This window comes from Neisseria mucosa (assembly GCA_003028315.1).
GTDB classification, from domain to species: domain Bacteria; phylum Pseudomonadota; class Gammaproteobacteria; order Burkholderiales; family Neisseriaceae; genus Neisseria; species Neisseria mucosa.
Window position 1 is genome coordinate 336,658 of the sequence record CP028150.1, and the last position, 16,016, is coordinate 352,673.

Annotated in this window: 21 protein-coding genes; 15 read left to right on the top strand and 6 right to left on the bottom strand. The window is 48.9% G+C overall.

The genetic code is table 11. The annotated features are described in order from the left end of the window. Positions 1–318 precede the first annotated feature (318 nt). From NM96_01710 to rpoH, 3 genes are all read left to right on the top strand, one after another. Positions 319–1,185 carry a DUF808 domain-containing protein gene (locus tag NM96_01710; protein AVR78238.1) on the top strand — a complete coding sequence of 289 codons (867 nt, stop codon included), beginning with the start codon at positions 319–321 and terminating at the stop codon, positions 1,183–1,185. Positions 1,186–1,266: 81 nt separating this feature from the next. Continuing rightward, positions 1,267–2,808, top strand: coding sequence for an apolipoprotein N-acyltransferase (locus NM96_01715; GenBank protein AVR78239.1), 1,542 nt, complete (start codon positions 1,267–1,269; stop codon positions 2,806–2,808). A gap of 272 nt (positions 2,809–3,080) precedes the next feature. Further along, a complete protein-coding gene (gene rpoH, locus NM96_01720) occupies positions 3,081–3,944 on the top strand; it encodes an RNA polymerase sigma factor RpoH (GenBank protein AVR78240.1) in 864 nt (287 codons plus the stop codon). 112 nt (positions 3,945–4,056) lie between these two features. Here the strand turns inward: rpoH and NM96_01725 are convergent, their stop codons facing one another. Continuing rightward, the gene (locus NM96_01725) at positions 4,057–4,503 is read right to left on the bottom strand and encodes a GatB/YqeY domain-containing protein (GenBank protein ID AVR78241.1); all 447 of its coding nucleotides are present in this window, start codon (positions 4,501–4,503) and stop codon (positions 4,057–4,059) included. A 167-nt stretch (positions 4,504–4,670) separates the two neighbouring features. Further along, positions 4,671–4,883, bottom strand: coding sequence for a 30S ribosomal protein S21 (locus NM96_01730; GenBank protein AVR78242.1), 213 nt, complete (start codon positions 4,881–4,883; stop codon positions 4,671–4,673). Between the two features lie 361 nt (positions 4,884–5,244). Between NM96_01730 and grxD the strand changes: the two genes are divergently transcribed. From grxD to NM96_01780, 10 genes are all read left to right on the top strand, one after another. Continuing rightward, positions 5,245–5,556, top strand: a complete 312-nt coding sequence (grxD, locus tag NM96_01735) for a Grx4 family monothiol glutaredoxin (protein AVR78243.1) — start codon at positions 5,245–5,247, stop codon at positions 5,554–5,556. A 126-nt stretch (positions 5,557–5,682) separates the two neighbouring features. Beyond that, positions 5,683–6,309: a uracil phosphoribosyltransferase gene (gene upp / locus NM96_01740; protein AVR80234.1), complete on the top strand. Its 627-nt coding sequence runs from the start codon at positions 5,683–5,685 to the stop codon at positions 6,307–6,309. A 138-nt stretch (positions 6,310–6,447) separates the two neighbouring features. Next, the gene (locus NM96_01745; GenBank protein ID AVR78244.1) at positions 6,448–7,383 is read left to right on the top strand and encodes a phasyl DNA replicon protein arp; all 936 of its coding nucleotides are present in this window, start codon (positions 6,448–6,450) and stop codon (positions 7,381–7,383) included. Positions 7,384–7,403: 20 nt separating this feature from the next. Next, on the top strand, positions 7,404–7,673 hold the full coding sequence (locus tag NM96_01750; protein ID AVR78245.1) for a hypothetical protein: 270 nt from the start codon (positions 7,404–7,406) through the stop codon (positions 7,671–7,673). An 87-nt stretch (positions 7,674–7,760) separates the two neighbouring features. After that, positions 7,761–7,982: a hypothetical protein gene (locus NM96_01755; protein ID AVR78246.1), complete on the top strand. Its 222-nt coding sequence runs from the start codon at positions 7,761–7,763 to the stop codon at positions 7,980–7,982. Positions 7,983–7,990: 8 nt separating this feature from the next. Continuing rightward, positions 7,991–8,293 carry a hypothetical protein gene (locus NM96_01760; protein AVR78247.1) on the top strand — a complete coding sequence of 101 codons (303 nt, stop codon included), beginning with the start codon at positions 7,991–7,993 and terminating at the stop codon, positions 8,291–8,293. Further along, positions 8,283–10,064, top strand: coding sequence for a hypothetical protein (locus tag NM96_01765; protein AVR78248.1), 1,782 nt, complete (start codon positions 8,283–8,285; stop codon positions 10,062–10,064). The genes NM96_01760 and NM96_01765 overlap by 11 nt, the downstream gene beginning before the upstream one ends. Before the next feature lies 1 nt (position 10,065). Then, complete coding sequence (locus NM96_01770; GenBank protein AVR78249.1) at positions 10,066–10,347, top strand: hypothetical protein; 282 nt, start codon at positions 10,066–10,068, stop codon at positions 10,345–10,347. Positions 10,348–10,356: 9 nt separating this feature from the next. Beyond that, positions 10,357–11,532, top strand: coding sequence for a zonular occludens toxin family protein (locus NM96_01775; GenBank protein AVR78250.1), 1,176 nt, complete (start codon positions 10,357–10,359; stop codon positions 11,530–11,532). A gap of 7 nt (positions 11,533–11,539) precedes the next feature. After that, positions 11,540–11,731, top strand: a complete 192-nt coding sequence (locus NM96_01780) for a hypothetical protein (protein AVR78251.1) — start codon at positions 11,540–11,542, stop codon at positions 11,729–11,731. Here NM96_01780 and NM96_01785 read toward each other — a convergent pair. Further along, positions 11,728–11,913, bottom strand: coding sequence for a hypothetical protein (locus NM96_01785; GenBank protein ID AVR78252.1), 186 nt, complete (start codon positions 11,911–11,913; stop codon positions 11,728–11,730). The two genes, NM96_01780 and NM96_01785, sit on opposite strands and share 4 nt — an antisense overlap. 180 nt (positions 11,914–12,093) lie before the next feature. Here NM96_01785 and NM96_01790 point away from each other — a divergent pair, with 180 nt between their 5' ends. Then, on the top strand, positions 12,094–13,041 hold the full coding sequence (locus tag NM96_01790) for an IS110 family transposase (protein ID AVR78253.1): 948 nt from the start codon (positions 12,094–12,096) through the stop codon (positions 13,039–13,041). 248 nt (positions 13,042–13,289) lie between these two features. After that, a complete protein-coding gene (locus NM96_01795) occupies positions 13,290–13,607 on the top strand; it encodes a DUF2322 domain-containing protein (GenBank protein ID AVR78254.1) in 318 nt (105 codons plus the stop codon). Between the two features lie 70 nt (positions 13,608–13,677). Here the strand turns inward: NM96_01795 and NM96_01800 are convergent, their stop codons facing one another. From NM96_01800 to NM96_01810, 3 genes are read right to left on the bottom strand one after another with little or no spacing between them, the layout of a single operon-like run. After that, on the bottom strand, positions 13,678–15,000 hold the full coding sequence (locus NM96_01800; protein AVR78255.1) for an MFS transporter: 1,323 nt from the start codon (positions 14,998–15,000) through the stop codon (positions 13,678–13,680). After that, positions 14,997–15,194: a cbb3-type cytochrome oxidase assembly protein CcoS gene (gene ccoS / locus NM96_01805; GenBank protein AVR78256.1), complete on the bottom strand. Its 198-nt coding sequence runs from the start codon at positions 15,192–15,194 to the stop codon at positions 14,997–14,999. Before ccoS ends, NM96_01800 begins: the two co-directional genes overlap by 4 nt. Continuing rightward, positions 15,194–15,499 (bottom strand): hypothetical protein, encoded by a 306-nt coding sequence (locus NM96_01810; protein AVR78257.1) that lies wholly within the window; start codon positions 15,497–15,499, stop codon positions 15,194–15,196. Before NM96_01810 ends, ccoS begins: the two co-directional genes overlap by 1 nt. Positions 15,500–16,016: the final 517 nt, after the last annotated feature.

A 16,016-nucleotide genomic window follows, 5' to 3' on the forward strand; every position in this document is an offset into this window, starting at 1 on the left:
TTTCCAGCCGGTTTTCATCGACAATAAGTTGGCAAGTATAGCATTGACTGTCTGTTTCGGGCGAAACTGCATGACATTTCCTGATGATTTTCTGCATGGAAAGGTCGTCTGAAAAAGGGCAGGGCGGTTGTTTTACTGTTATGGAAGCCGTGATGATTTGAATTGTTGTCCATATCGCGCAGTCGCCTTCGAAAATGCTTCAACTTTCCCGCCAAATTCCGTTAATTTCCATTAAAGGTCGTCTGAAAGCCTTCGGTGTCATACTTTCTCGGTTATAATAGCCGGTTTCTTCAATCTGACCCTTTTCGGAAATATATCATGGCATTTGCCTCGCTTTTCACCCTTTTGGACGATATTACCGCTGTCTTGGACGACGTTGCCCTGATGACCAAAATGGCCGCGAAGAAAACGGCGGGCGTGGTCGGCGATGATTTGGCGCTCAATGCGAATCAGGTTACCGGCGTGTCGGCAGAACGCGAGCTGCCAATTATTTGGGCGGTGGCGAAAGGTTCTTTGGTGAACAAGCTGATTTTGGTGCCGCTGGCTTTGCTGCTGTCTGCCTTTTTGCCGAAGCTGATTACGCCTTTATTGATGATGGGCGGGATTTATTTGTGTTTCGAGGGCGTGGAAAAGCTGCTGCATAAGTTTTTACACCGCCACGAAGCGCATGAAGACGAGGAGGCAGACGCCGAAACGCTGGACGAAAAAACCAAGATTAAAGGCGCGATTCGTACGGATTTCATCCTGTCTGCCGAGATCATTATTATTGCTTTGGGCGTGGTTGAAAAATACGATCTGATGACCCGTTCGCTGGTGATGACGGCAATCGGCATCGGTATGACCGCTTTTGTGTACGGTTTGGTCGGCGTTATCGTCAAACTCGACGACTTCGGTATGCTGCTGATGCGTCAAAAAAGCACGGGCATTCAAATGGTCGGACGGGGCTTGATTGCCTTTATGCCTTGGTTCATGCGCGGTTTGAGCGTGGTGGGTACGCTTGCCATGTTCCTTGTCGGCGGCGGTTTGATTATCCACAACTTGGGTTTTTTGCATGATTTCTTACACGCGCAACATTGGGACAGCGGCTTGATGGAGCATGTTGCTAACCTTGCCGTCGGGCTGATTGCCGGTGCCATCGCCTGCGCTGTTGCGCTGCCTTTGATGAAGCTGTTTCAAAAACACTAAACAACCGATACGTCGTCTGAAAATGGTTCAACTTTGTTGAGGCTGTATTTTCAGACGACCTCTTATTTTCTTTTCTCTGCAATGAACATTTTCCGCAAACTCGAACAATATTGGCAGCATCCTGTGCTGTACTGGCCGCTGGTGATCCTGATTGCCGCCGTCACGCCGTTGACTTTCGCGCCTTATTACCATTTTTGGCTGATGCCTTTGCTGTTTGGCGCGCTGATCCGACTGATTGAACTGCGTCCGCGCTTTGCTGTTTCTACCGCCTATCTGTTTGGGCTGGTTGCTTATACGGCACAGTTTTATTGGATACATACCGCGCTGCACGATGTTTCCGGCCTGCCTAATTTATACGCGGTTCCGCTGACTTTCCTGCTGCCGGCGTTTCTCGCGCTGTATCCTGCCGCCTGTTTTTGGTTGTGGAAGAAGTTTCATCTGCCGCGTTGGGTTAAGGTCGGCATCGTTTTGCCGATTTTGTGGACGCTGGCAGAATTTGCCCGCGAACGCCTGTTGACCGGCTTCGGCTGGGGGGCAATCGGCTATTCCCAAATCGTCAAAGAAAGCCCGCTTGCCGGCTTTGCGCCTTTGGGCGGTATTCATCTGGTGACGCTGGCGACGGCATTTGTCAGCGCATGGCTGGTGTTGCTGATTGACAATACGGGTCGTCTGAAACAGCGCCTGCTGCCGATGTGTATGATTGTTATGTTGTGTACCGTCGGCTATGTCGCCCAGCAAACCGACTTTACCAAACCTGACGGCAGCACCAGTACCGTCGCGCTCGTGCAGGGCAATATCGAACAGAGTCTGAAATGGAATGAAGAACAAGTCGTCCCCACCATTCAGAAATACTACGGTCAAATCAGCAAAACATCCGCCGACATCGTTATCCTGCCTGAAACCGCTCTGCCTGTAATGCGTCAGGATTTGCCGGAAAACATCCTGACCCAGTTTGCCGAGCAGGCGCGCACGAACGGCAGCGCATTGGCCGTCGGTATCGGTCAATACACTGCGGACGGCAGCGGATACGAAAACGCCGTAATCAATTTGAGCGACTACGATGATATTTCAGACGACCTCCCGTATTACGCCAAAAATCATCTGGTTCCCTTTGGCGAATACAAACCGCTGCCCTTTTTGACCGAACCGTTGTATAAGCTGATGAATATGCCGCTTGCCGACTTCCGTCGCGGCGGAGCGGGGCAGGCTCCCTTGACGATGAAAGATCAAAAAGTCGCCTTCAACATCTGCTATGAAGACGGCTTTGGCGACGAACTCATTGCTACCGCCAAAAACGCTACGCTGCTTGCCAACGTCAGCAATATGGCGTGGTATGGCGATTCCAACGCGATGTACCAACAGCTCCAGCAATCCCAAGCCCGCGCGATGGAGCTTGGACGCTATATGGTCCGTGCCACCAATACCGGTGCAACCGCCATTATTTCTCCCAAAGGCAGCATCATCGCCGAGAGCGAACCCAATACCGATGCCGTCTTGGAAGGGCATATCAAAGGCTATATCGGCGAAACCCCTTATATGAAGGCAGGCGGTTCGCTGTGGCTGATCGGGGTATTATCAATTATTGCCATCGCACTGTTTTTAATCAGGAAAAAAGCAGATTGAGTTTGAAAAGCGGTCTTTTCATAAGGCCGTTTTTCTTGAACTTTAATATTTACATACAAGAATGTTTGTAATATACTGAACTTATTCCCAGTAAAACAGTCAAATTTTCAAAATCAATCGAATTTCAAAAAGCAAGAAAATCCACCTATCAAACAGTCTTTTACAGAAAAAGGCATTTGACAGCATACGATAGGGCAACAGGCAGTGATATACTGCACGGCAAACAACAAGTAAACAATAGTTTCTACATCATATAAAGGAAAGCAACTCTCATGAATAACGCCTTTGCATTACCCGTCATCCACAGCGGCAACGGCAGCCTTGAGCAATACATTCATACCGTCAACAGCATTCCCATGTTGACGCCCGAAGAAGAAAGCCAACTCGCGGAGCGTCAGCAAAAAGGCGACCTTAACGCCGCCAAACAACTCATCCTTTCCCATTTGCGCGTCGTCGTCTCCATTGCACGAGGCTACGACGGCTATGGCCTGAACCAAGCCGACCTTATCCAAGAAGGCAACATCGGATTGATGAAGGCGGTCAAACGCTACGAGCCCAGCCGTGGCGCGCGCCTGTTTTCATTCGCCGTACACTGGATTAAGGCCGAAATCCACGAATTTATCCTGCGCAATTGGCGACTGGTACGCGTAGCGACCACCAAGCCGCAACGCAAACTGTTCTTCAATCTGCGCAGTATGCGTAAAAACCTGAATGCCTTGTCTCCGAAAGAAGCGCAAGACATCGCCGACGATTTGGGCGTCAAATTGTCCGAAGTCATGGAAATGGAACAACGCATGACCGGACACGACATCGCCATCATGGCGGACAACAACGATGACGAAGACAGCTTCGCCCCCATCGACTGGCTTGCCGACCACGATGCCGAGCCCAGCCGCCAACTGTCCAAGCAAGCCCATTACGCCCTGCAAACCGAAGGTCTGCAAAACGCATTGGCGCAACTGGATGACCGCAGCCGCCGCATCGTAGAAAGTCGCTGGCTGCAAGACGATGGCGGATTGACCCTGCACGAACTGGCAGCCGAATACGGCGTGTCTGCCGAGCGCATCCGCCAAATCGAAGCCAAAGCCATGCAAAAACTGCGCGGTTTCCTCGCAGAAGAAGCTGAAGCGGTTTAAAAAACAAAACAGTTCAGTAGAAGGAAAAAGGTCGTCTGAAACCCGAAATATCGGTTTCAGACGAGCTTTTTGTTTTTCTTGAATCCACCCAAGGTGGTCGGACTTCATTCAATTATGAAGTCAGCGCAGCTTTGAGGATTTTGTTGACTTCGCCCATATCGGCTTTGCCTGCCAACTGGGTTTTCAATACGCCCATGGCTTTGCCCATGTCGGCCATACCGGAAGCACCGGTCATGGCTATTACGGTTTCCACAGCAGTGCGGATTTCTTCGGCAGACATCATTTGCGGCAGGTAGCGGTGCAGGATTTCGATTTCGGCATTTTCTTTGTCCGCCAAGTCCTGACGGCCTGCTTCGGCGTAGATGTTGGCGCTGTCTTTGCGCTGTTTGACCATTTTGGTGATGATGGCAATCACTTTGCCGTCATCGGCTTCGGTGCGCTCGTCCACTTCAAATTGTTTGATGGCGGCATTGATGAGGCGGATGGTGCTTAACGTAGTTTGATCTTTGGCACGCATCGCGGTTTTCATGTCTTCGGTTAATTGTGCTTTCAGGCTCATAGGATGACTTTCAGGAAAAATGGAAGATGGTATTGCACATACTGCCTTAGGGATTCTCTATTTTTCAGACGACCTTTTGTCTTACAGGTCGTCTGAAAAACAAAACACACCGCAGGTCAAGCCTTGCGGTGTGTTTCGGCATCACAGGGCAGACCTGCAATTGATGTTTAGTACATTTTAGGAGGCAGTTGTTGGCTGCGCAGGCGTTTTTGCAGGCGTTTTACGGCTGCGGCTTTTTTGCGTTTGCGCTCGGTAGTCGGTTTTTCGTAAGCTTCACGGGCACGCAGCTCAGTCAACAGACCGGTTTTTTCTACGGCACGTTTGAAACGGCGCATGGCTACTTCGAAGGGTTCGTTCTCTTTAACGCGGATTGCAGGCATTTTATTTCCTTTAAATTTAATTCTGGTTTCAAACCGCCAAAAGGGATAAGGATAAAAGGGGCGGTTTGTAAAAAAGTGGTTGTTTGTATCTCGGGTGTCTTGCGACCGGCGGGATACGCGCCGTGATGTAAACATCACCTCCTAACAAGTCGGCTTGGTGCCAAATATGCCGTCGATGCGGCTGCAAATGAATTGCGGGATTATCTTTGATTAGACAGTTTCTGTCAAGCTGGGGGATTGTCTAAAAAACAGTGTCAGAGTTTCGGAAGCCTTCTTCAAACATCCGACACCAATCGCATTAATTTGCGTATAATGGCGCAACTCCCGATTAACCGACTATGTCAATAAGGAATACCACACCATGACCTCTATTCATGACCAAATTAAAGAAGTTGTTACCACTCACCGTGTTGTTTTGTTTATGAAAGGCACGAAGCAGTTCCCGCAATGCGGTTTCTCATCCCGTGCCGTTCAAATTCTTAATGCCGCAGGTTGCACCGATTATGTAACCGTTAATGTTTTGGAAAACGATGCCGTCCGCCAAGGTATTAAGGAATACAGTGATTGGCCGACCATCCCCCAACTTTACGTCAACGGGGAATTTGTCGGCGGTTCCGATATTTTGATGGAAATGTTTGAAGCCGGCGAATTGCAAGATTTGCTGAAAGCCTGATGAAATATAGCAAAAGGTCGTCTGAAAAATTTTTCAGACGACCTTTTGCCGTGTTCTGCCTGCTTTTCCGAATATTCAAAAAAAAGTATAATCACACCCATTCAAAAACAATCCGAAGCCTGCCAAATGAACGTAACCGTTATCAATCACCCCCTTGTCCGCCACAAACTCACGCTCATGCGCGAGGCCGATTGCAGCACTTACAAATTCCGCACCCTCACTACCGAGCTGGCACGCCTGATGGCTTACGAAGCCAGCCGTGATTTTGAAATTGAAAAATACATTATCGACGGCTGGTGCGGTCAAATCGAAGGCGACCGCATCAAGGGCAAAACCTTGACCGTCGTACCGATTTTGCGTGCCGGTTTGGGTATGCTCGACGGCGTGCTCGACCTGATTCCGACTGCCAAAATCAGCGTGGTCGGATTGCAGCGCGACGAAGAAACGCTCAAACCCGTTTCCTATTTTGAAAAATTCGTGGACAGCATGGACGAACGCCCCGCGCTGATTATCGACCCCATGCTCGCGACCGGCGGCTCTATGGTGGCCACTATTGATCTGTTGAAGGCGAAAGGTTGCAAAAATATCAAAGCGTTGGTACTCGTTGCCGCGCCCGAAGGCGTCAAAGCCGTCAATGAAGCGCATCCCGACGTTACCATCTACACCGCCGCCCTCGACAGCCATTTGAACGAAAACGGCTACATCATCCCCGGCTTGGGCGATGCGGGCGATAAGATTTTCGGTACGCGCTGATTCGTGATTTGAGGTCGTCTGAAACTGAATGTATGGGTTTCAGACGACCTTATATATTTCGCTTCCGTTAAGGGAGCGTAAAATACATTTAGAACCCCTTGACAAATTCGATTAACCGACATTTGAGAGGGGTCTAAAATGTTTTTACAGCAACAAATTGAGTTTCAGCAGCAAGCGGCCGCGAAGCGTGCCGTGCTTCCTTGTCTAAATAGTAACAACTGCATTGACGAAAAAAATACCAATGTAATCAAGGAAAAGCAAAAACCCGCAAGTATAGAAAAATACCTGCCGAACACAGCAAAACCCGAATTCAACGAATTTTCCACCTCACACAAGAAATCCGCCGCCGCCCTTGAGATGAATGTACGCCAATTCATCGAAGTTTTCGGAATTGAAAAGGTCGGATTCCTTACCCTCACATTTGCCGACGAAGTACAAGACGTTAAAGAGGCAAGCCGCCGCTTTCACAGCCTGCGCACAAACTTTCTTAAAAAGCATTTCGAACACTATGTCTGTGTATACGAGCGCATGAAAAGCGGTCGTATTCACTTCCATCTTATCGTCAACACCCGCGAAGACATCCGCCGCGGTCTGAATTTCCAACAAATTCAAGCTCGTAACTACACAAGCGCAAATAAAAATCTACGTCAGCTTTGGCAAGTTCTCCGTGAAAACATGGAAAAGTACGGATTCGGACGATCCGAACTGCTGCCCGTTAAAACCAACAGCAAAGGTCTTGCCAGATATGTTGGCAAGTACATCGCCAAACACATTGATAGCCGTCTGCCTGAAGACAAAGGCTACCGTCTTATTCGTACCACCATAGACAAAAAACAGTTGTGGAAGATTGCGAACAGCAATTTTTCGTTTGTATCCGCAGGTTCGCGCCAGTGGCGCGAGAAGCTGCAAAAGTGGGTTATCTGCATTGAACCCCTTTTACAGGCGCATGCCGAGCTTTTTTACGAAAGAAAGCCCAAAAAGATTACAGAGGACAATTACAACGCCGTCCTATCAGCCCTTTTAAGCCCGAAATGGGCGTTTTATAACCGAGAAACCATCATCAATATGCCCTAAGTTGGCAGAAAGGAAACATCATGTCTCAAGAAAACGAACGCAAACAAGGTATTTTCGTCATCGCCGCATTTGACCGAATGTTCACACGCGAACGCAAAAACCAAGACGGCACATTCAGCAAAACCCACTATGTCGGTCTGATTATCCGTTCAGACACCGAAACCCGCCTTTGCGAAGTCCGCACCAAACATCCCGAAAAGTACGAGCAGTATAAACCGCAGCAAATCGTCTCCATGCAGGTATTTCCCCGTGCATTTAAAGACAACATCTACTATTCGGACGAAGCATAAACCAGTTTCAGGGGTTCGGCGGTGTCCCCTGAATTGACCCCGAAACACCGCCATAACCATTTTTTTAACTCCATAAAGGAAAACATCATGAGTATCAAAACCAAATTTCAAAAAGCAGCCGCATTTGTAACCGTTTCAGCATTGCCGGTAATGGCATTCGCAGAAGATAGCGGCATGGTTGAAGCCGCCAAAACGGAACTCGGTGGATTGAAAACAGGCATTATTGCCGTCGGCGCAGTTGCTGTTGCTTTGGCTGTTGCCGCCGTTTCCATCAGTGTTATCAAATCCGCAGTGAAACGTTCCGCATAAGGTGCAACATGGGTTATCAGGTCGGTCGAATATGTCATGAAACGGCAGAGCAGGCAAAAAACGAAGTGATGACCCAAGTCGTACCGACCATAGATAAAGACGGGGTGCTGCATCACCCCGTTTTTAACGGGCAGACTTGGACTTATAACGAACAGACCGTAAAACTTCAGTTTCCGCAGTGCGACAGCATGAAATATTACCGTCTCGGCGAACAAATCGGCATACAGATGATGTTTGTAATGATTTCACTTTTTGCCGTTGTCGTTATTGTGAAACTGGTTTTATGGCAGAGAGAAAGAAATGAAGAATGACACCCGAATCAGCGTTTTTACTGGGTATGGTAAAGCCCCTAACATTAGCCGTCTTTCTGTATGTCTTGGCTCGCTCTTGGTCGTAGGGCAGGCATGGGCAGACGCAGGACTGCCGCCGCCAGCACAACATCAGGGGGCGGGTTTCCCGTCTGAGCAAGCATTAAGACAAAAGGGCTACGACCCGAAAACGGGCGTATGGCGAGTGCAAAGCCAAAACAACGGCAGACCGACCGTAACCAAGTCGGGCGATACCATCAAGGGGTCACAACCGAAGACCGTAACCGTAACGGGCAATTATGGAGAAAAGGGAACGATTCGGACGACACAAACGCAGACTGTAAGCTCGTCAAAATTGCAGAATACTATAAATGGCGTTTGGGCAGGTGGTGCATTGGCAGCTTCGGTTGATAAACATAGTGGTTTGATGGGAGCAAGAATAAGGTCAGGAGATTATAAAGGTGCTGTCGAAAGTGGTGTTTTAATGGCTGGTACCTTTGGAAATAATTTGTTTGGAGGAATTGCAGAGTCCTTGGGGAATTTAGGACGTGGATTAGGTTTGATTGATAGCCCGTCTCCTCAAGATTTAAGACAAGCTGGAGAACGTTTTTATCAATGGCAAATGCAGAAGGAACAAAGCGGTCAATTAGGCGAAGCAGTCGCAGCCGCAGCCGCCCGAAAAGCAGCCGAAGGAGCAGCAGAAGCAGCCAAACAGCAAGAGCAATGGCAGAAAGCAAAAGAAAGTCAAAAAGAAAATGGTCTTTATCCCGTCAACGTTATTTTTAGGGAACAATCGCCAACGGGGAAAATATATTACTCAAACAAAATATATTATTCATATTTAAAAAATTTTTATAACAATAATAATGGTGTAAATCAAGGTGGTTCGGCAAAAATTTATTTAAGAGGTGTGCAAGGTGATTATGTTTATTATCAATTTAAAGATAAGAATTCTAGTACTGTTGGAGTAGAAGCATCATCGACTTTTAAACCTGACCCACAAAAAACAGTCGAAAATATGACGCTCAATCAAAAGGATATCAAAGACATATTAGAGCGTATGTTGAATAACCAACAGACTAACCATGCCGAACTGATGAATCAGTTGTCCAAAATTGGCGATTCCGTTGAAAAATCCACGATTTCGAATGAATTCACGCCGATGACCGCCGATTCAGCACCCTACACCCCGCAAGGCAGCAATACACCTCAACAAACAAGATTCACGATAAATAGAGACGGTTCGATTACGACAACCATTATTCCGCGTCCTGATCTGAAACCAAATTCAACCCTAGCACCGACACGCAGCGAAATAATACCGACACCGAATAAAGGACAGAACACACCGACAACACCCAATAGTCCGAATACACCTACAACGCCTGATAGTCCGAATGTACCGACGACACCGAACATTCCGAATACGCCGAACAATCCGACAGGGCAGCAAAATCAAAACCAAGAGAATCAGAAGCAGGACTTTTGTCAGCAAAACCCGAATGCTGCTCAATGTATGCCGGGTGGCGATGCGAGCTATGAAGACATCGTCTTGCCTGAAAACACAATAGATTTGGATTTCAAGCCTTTGGACGTATTCCAGTCTGACGGGACGTGTCCCGCTCCCCGTTCCGTCGATTTCGGTGCATTGGGACAGGTAGAGTTCAGTTATGACCCGTTGTGCGATTTGGCGCGCAAGCTTCGCCCTATCTTCATCGCAATATGCGTGCTGACCTGTGCCTATTTTGTCTATGAATCCGTAAAGGAATTGTGAAATGAACTGGGCTTCATTGATAACCGGCGTCCTCATGTCCGTAGCAGGGCGCATACTGACCGCCGTAGGTTTGAGTTTTATTTCAGTAACAGGACTGAATTCTTTGCAGAGTTATTTCATAAACGAAATAAGTCGAAGTATCGGCGGTTTCCCCGACGAAGCTTTGCAAATCCTGTATATAGCGGGATTTGGTGTCATTCTGAACTGGATATTTGGCGCATTCAGCTTCGTCATATCCCTAAAAGGCTTTAAAAAACTGTCTACCATCATTCAGTCGAAATAGGAAGAAAACATGTTATATCTGTTTACAGGCGTACCCGGTTCGGGCAAGACACTTCAAGTAGTTTCCATGCTCGCCAAACGCAAAGATTTTAAAAACCGTCCCCTGTTCATTGACGGCATACCTGATTTAAAAATACCCCACGAAGAAATACCCGAAGGCGAAAGCATTAAAACGTGGCCCAAATGGGCGCCCGACGGTGCAATCATCGTCGTTGACGAATGTCAGCGTATATTTCGCCCCCGTTCCAGTAGTTCCGCCGTTCCCGACTATGTCGCAGAACTGGAAACCCACAGACACAGAGGATTAGACTTCCTGCTTATTACACAGCATCCTCGCCTTATAGACGTACACCTCCGCTCCCTGATTGAACACCATACCCATTTCGGAAAGACCAACCTAGGACTTCGCCGCAAGCTCGAATGGACGACAGGGGGCGCAAAAGAACCCGAAAGCAGGGCGAACATCAAAGAAGCCCTTGTCAGCGTATATAAGCTCGATAAGAGCGTGTACGGACTGTACAAGTCAGCCGAAGAACACACCAAAATCAGAACCAAGCGCAGCAAGGTTCTGTACCTGATACCCGTCGCAATAGCCATGCTTGGCGGAGGTTTGTATTATTTCGCTTCCTTTTGGAAAAATTTGGAAAAACCCATAGAGACAGCGGGACAGACGGCACAGGCACATATTGCCGCGCCAGCGGCAAGCCCCGAAGCGCAGGCGGCAGCCGCTCCCGCGGCGGACGACGGCGCAGCGGGGCGCTACGCAGCCGCAAAGGTGCAAACGCCGTCCGAACCGCCAAAGCCCCATCTGACTGAAGAAGACTATAAGCCCCGTATCGAAGAACGTCCTGAAACCGCCCCGATATACGACGGCATGAACAAAGCCGTAAAAGTCATGCCGTGGCCTGCTGCCTGTATCAAAGCAGAGAACCGCTGCACCTGCTATACCGACCAAGGAACGAAGATTAAAGACATCGGCAAACAAACCTGCCTGAACTATGTAAAAGACGGCTTGCCGTTTAATCCGTACAAAGCTCAAACAGCCGAAAACGCCAAACCGACGCAGACAGCCTACACTCCTGACGCCCCGCAGGTCTTGACAATGGGCGGTCAGATCCCGCAGAATTTGATGTATGACGGATACAATGATAAAGCCCTTACCAATGTGGGCGGGAAAATAAATTAGGGAAACGATGAATGCATTAGAATTTGTTATTTCGTGTTTGGTTGTGTATGCAATAATTCATATTCATAGAAAGCATGGCACGGCTTATTTCAAAATGTTGATTAAAGAATTTGGCATTTTTATTTTTGGTCTTGCTATTATTTTTCTTGTATTATGTGCCGCAGGGGTTTTAATGTTCGCAGCTCAATCGCACACCTAACCACAAGTCAAGGGGAGGGCGTCCAGAAAGATTTGTAAAGACGGCTTTATTGTCTTTATAAATCTTTTTGGATACCCCTTGACGCTAACCCACCCAAAGACGCTGCCCGCAAGGGGTGGGGTGTGTTTTTTACCCCACCCTCTGCCACGTGGCGAACGTCGCCGAAGGCAAAAAGAGTCCAAAGCCCTGAACGGGTAACCAACCCTTTCAGGGGTTCGGATTCATGACCCGAACCGCAGTCCGCGACTTCCAAAGCACGACCAAAGCTACAGCTTGGAAAAAAGATAGAAGCGCGGGCTTTTTGTACATACTCAGTTTGAACACTATACAAGGCTGCGAGCCTGAATAAATAAGGCAAAACAATGTACTACCTAGGGATAGACGTATCAAAGAAAACCATAGATTGCTGTCTGATTTCAGACAGCATTTTTTATGAACGGAGGTTTGACAACACAGAGGACGGATTCGGACGGTTGGACGACTGGATACAGGAGTACACAGCCGAAGCAGTGCATTGCTGTTGCGAATCGACAGGAATCTACCACGAAGCCATAGCCGCCCACCTAAGGCAGAAACACACCGTAAGCATAGTCAATCCAAGCAAGATAAAAGGCTTCAGAGAAGCCGAACAGACACGAACCAAGACCGACAGGCAGGACGCTAGGCTGATAGCCGAATACTGTCGAAGAATGCAGCCGCAAGCATGGCAGCCGCCGACAGAAGAGCAAGAATACCTCCAAGCCATCACAGACTATATAGCTCGCCTTAAGCAGCAGAGAGCCGCAGAGCAGACCAAACACCAAACCGCCCCCGATACTATCCGCCATCACATACAGACCACAATAGACCATCTGAACAGGCTTATAGCAACCGTACAAAACGAACTCAAAGACTTCTACCGCCAAAATCCAATATACAACGAAAAGAAGAACCGCCTGAAAACCATAGACGGTATAGGCGAATCCGCCGCTTCTGCCCTGCTCGCCAAACTCATACGCTACGACTTTGCAAATCAAAACCAATTTGCCGCTTACCTCGGTTTAGACCCAAAAATCAAAGATTCGGGGACAAGCGTCAAAGGAAAGTCCCGAATATCAAAACAGGGGCAAAAGAACGCCCGTAAAGCCCTGTATATGCCCGCCCTCGTCGCTTACCGTATGAACGCCTTTCCAGCCTTTACAGCCCGCCTCAAAGCGAGGGGAAAGCCCCCGAAGCTGATAATAGTCGCCATAATGCGAAAACTGGCCGTCATTGCCTACCAACTGTATAAAACAGGTAAAGATTACGACCGTTCCCGATACCGAAATTAGACAGCGGCATGAAAAAACGCCCCGAAAAATCGGGGCGCAGACCTTGTGTATCTTTAAGATATGTAAATGTTGTTGACGGTGGAATACACTATCTTTTTTATAGTGGATTAAATTTAAATCAGGACAAGGCGACGAAGCCGCAGACAGTACAGATAGTACGGCAAGGCAACGCAACGCCGTACTGGTTTAAAGTTAATCCACTATACAAGGTATTTTTCGTTGAAAATCCCATGTTAGAAAGGACAACCATGAGCTTCCAAGACAACCTCGCCGCCATGCCCGACATCGGTCATTTGAGCGGGCTCGACATCCTCGACGCACAAGGCAAAGCCGTCCATCACATCCCCAACGAGCCCGGCAAGCAAGGCTCGCTGAAACTGTATAACGCTTTGGCATTGAATTTCGGCGGCAAACTCGATGCCGCCGCCGCTGCGCAGGGCTTGGATTGGTTTGCCGAACACGTTGCCGATGCGCAAGCCAATCCGGGCAAACATCCCAATATCGATCTGCTGTTGCAAGTGAAAAACGAAAACCTCAGATTGCTTCTAAAGCCGGTTGAGGCATAAGCACTAGATAAGTAAAAGGTCGTCTGAAAATGGGATTCCCGTTTTCAGACGACCTTTCTTAAGCTTAGGCTTACCGTTTGCCGATATTGTGAAATATCTTGCCCATATCGTTTAAGAAACGGGGTTCGCGCTGTATCAGGTAAACAATCAAGGGGATATTGCCGATGGCGACGATCAGGTAAAGCAGGGAAATGCTGTCGAACAGCATCAAGAGTACCGCGCTTAAAATGGCAGCCGATACCATGAACACGCCATTGATGATGTTGTTGGCGGCGACGGCGTGGGCGCGGAAGGATTCGCTGCTGGCGGTTTGCAGCCAAGTGTAGAGCGGGACGGAGAAGAAGCCGCCGAAGAAGCCGATCAGCGTCATGACGAGCATGACGGGATACGCCATGCCTTGCGACAGGAACCAGGTGATGCCGTTGAGTTCGGTAAAGCGTTGCCCTTGGGTCAGCCATACCAAAATCAAGCCGAATACGGTCAAACCCGTCGTGCCGACGGTTACCAAGCCCAAGAGCAGGCGTTCGTGGCTGAGTTTGGCGCACAACACCGAGCCGGCGGCGATGCCGATGGAGAATAGGGCGAGCATGAGGTTGAAGACGTTGTCGTTGCCGCCCAAATGGATTTGCGTGAAAGTCGGCAGTTGGGTGGTGTACACCGAGCCGATAAACCAAAACCATGATATGCCGATGATGGATGTGAAGACGGAATCATATTGCGCGGTTTCGCGTAGGAGCGCGTGCGTACCTTTGACGATGTTCCATTCGATTTTGGTGTTGGGGGCTTTGGCGGGGACGTTAGGCATGAAGAAGCTGGTCAGCGTGCCGCCGATGGCGACGAGCAAGACTAAGATGCCGACGACGGAGGGCGGCAAGCCTGCGACGGACGTGCCTAAAATCTGACCGAACAAAATGGCGATGAATGTTCCTGATTCGATCAGGCTGTTGCCCATAATCAGCTCTTTGTCGTTGAGGTAATCGGGCAGGATGGCGTATTTCAGCGGGCCGAACAGCGTCGATTGTGCGCCCATGCAAAACAGACAGACCAAGAGCAGCGGGGCGGACTGGATATAGAAGCCGAACGCCGCCACCGCCATGATGACGATTTCCAATACTTTGATCCATCGCGCCAAGACGGCTTTGTCGAATTTGGTGCTCAGTTGTCCCGACAGTGCGGAAAACAGGAAATACGGCAGGATAAACAGCAACGCGCCCAAGTTCAGCATTTGGCTGGCGGGCAGGAAGTTGTTTTTGCCCAAACCGTAGAAGCTGATCATCACAAACAGCGCGGTTTTGAACATATTGTCGTTGAACGCGCCCAGAAACTGCGTGCCGAATAATGGGGCGAAACGGCGGCTGGTCGGGAAATTCAGATTGTCTTTTTTGAGGCTCATTTTTCGGATTCTTGTTCTTCTTTTTCTATTTCGTTTTCAAGCAGTTTGTCGGTGGAATCGTCGTCCATCAGGATGCGGTGTGCCGGTCCTTCGAGATCGTCAAACTGCCCGTTTTTGCCCGACCACCAGAAAAAATAGCCGATGGCAAACGCCAAAATAATGCTGATGGGCACTAAGATAAACATACTTTCCATCACATCGCTCCGGTCAAATCGGTTAAGACAAAAGTCTGTCCCGATACGGTCAGATATTCGTTGCGCAGCGAGCCGACGGGGGCGTCGTCAAAAAACAGCTCGATACGGTCTTTCACGACGCGCCAATATTGCGGAATCTCGGTTTGCCCGAAAGGCGCCAAAACCTCCGCCGCCACGCCTTCTTCACTTTGCAACTTGACAGCGAAACGTCCGCTCTGCGGCTGCGTTTCGGATTCATCATCCGGCAGCATGATGAAAAAGCCCACATGGGCGCCTTGTTGCGTATGGATACTGAAATAGTGCATATCAAAGAATCTTAAAAGGCTGCCGCTGTTTTCAGACGACATAGTGAATACAAAAACTTTCTAAATGTAACAGTTTGACACGCCCCTGCAAAGGGCTTTACGCCCCCGCGTTCGACAGGTTGTCTGAAAACAAACCGTTTCCCTTTAAACATCAATATCTTCTTTTATCGCTTTCCGCCTGCTCCAAGTTAAACATTAAGCCAAGCAGCCGCCCCCGTTTTTTGCTAGAATAGAGCGGTTTACATTCATCAACCGATTTCAGACGACCCCGTCCAACCGGCGGCGGCAGAAACCACACGGAAAGCAATATTCATAAAGTTGCCCCATTCCGAATGTAGCAATCATTTTTCTTTCATAGATTTTACGCCACCAACCGATACGGCCTGCCGCGCAGATGCCCGGCTCGAACCTCAAGCGCATCCACTATGCCTGCGGGAGGTGTTTGGCGGTATATCTACGACAAAGAACAGATTGCCGATACTGCCCGCACAGGTCGTCTGAAACATCCAGGAGCCAC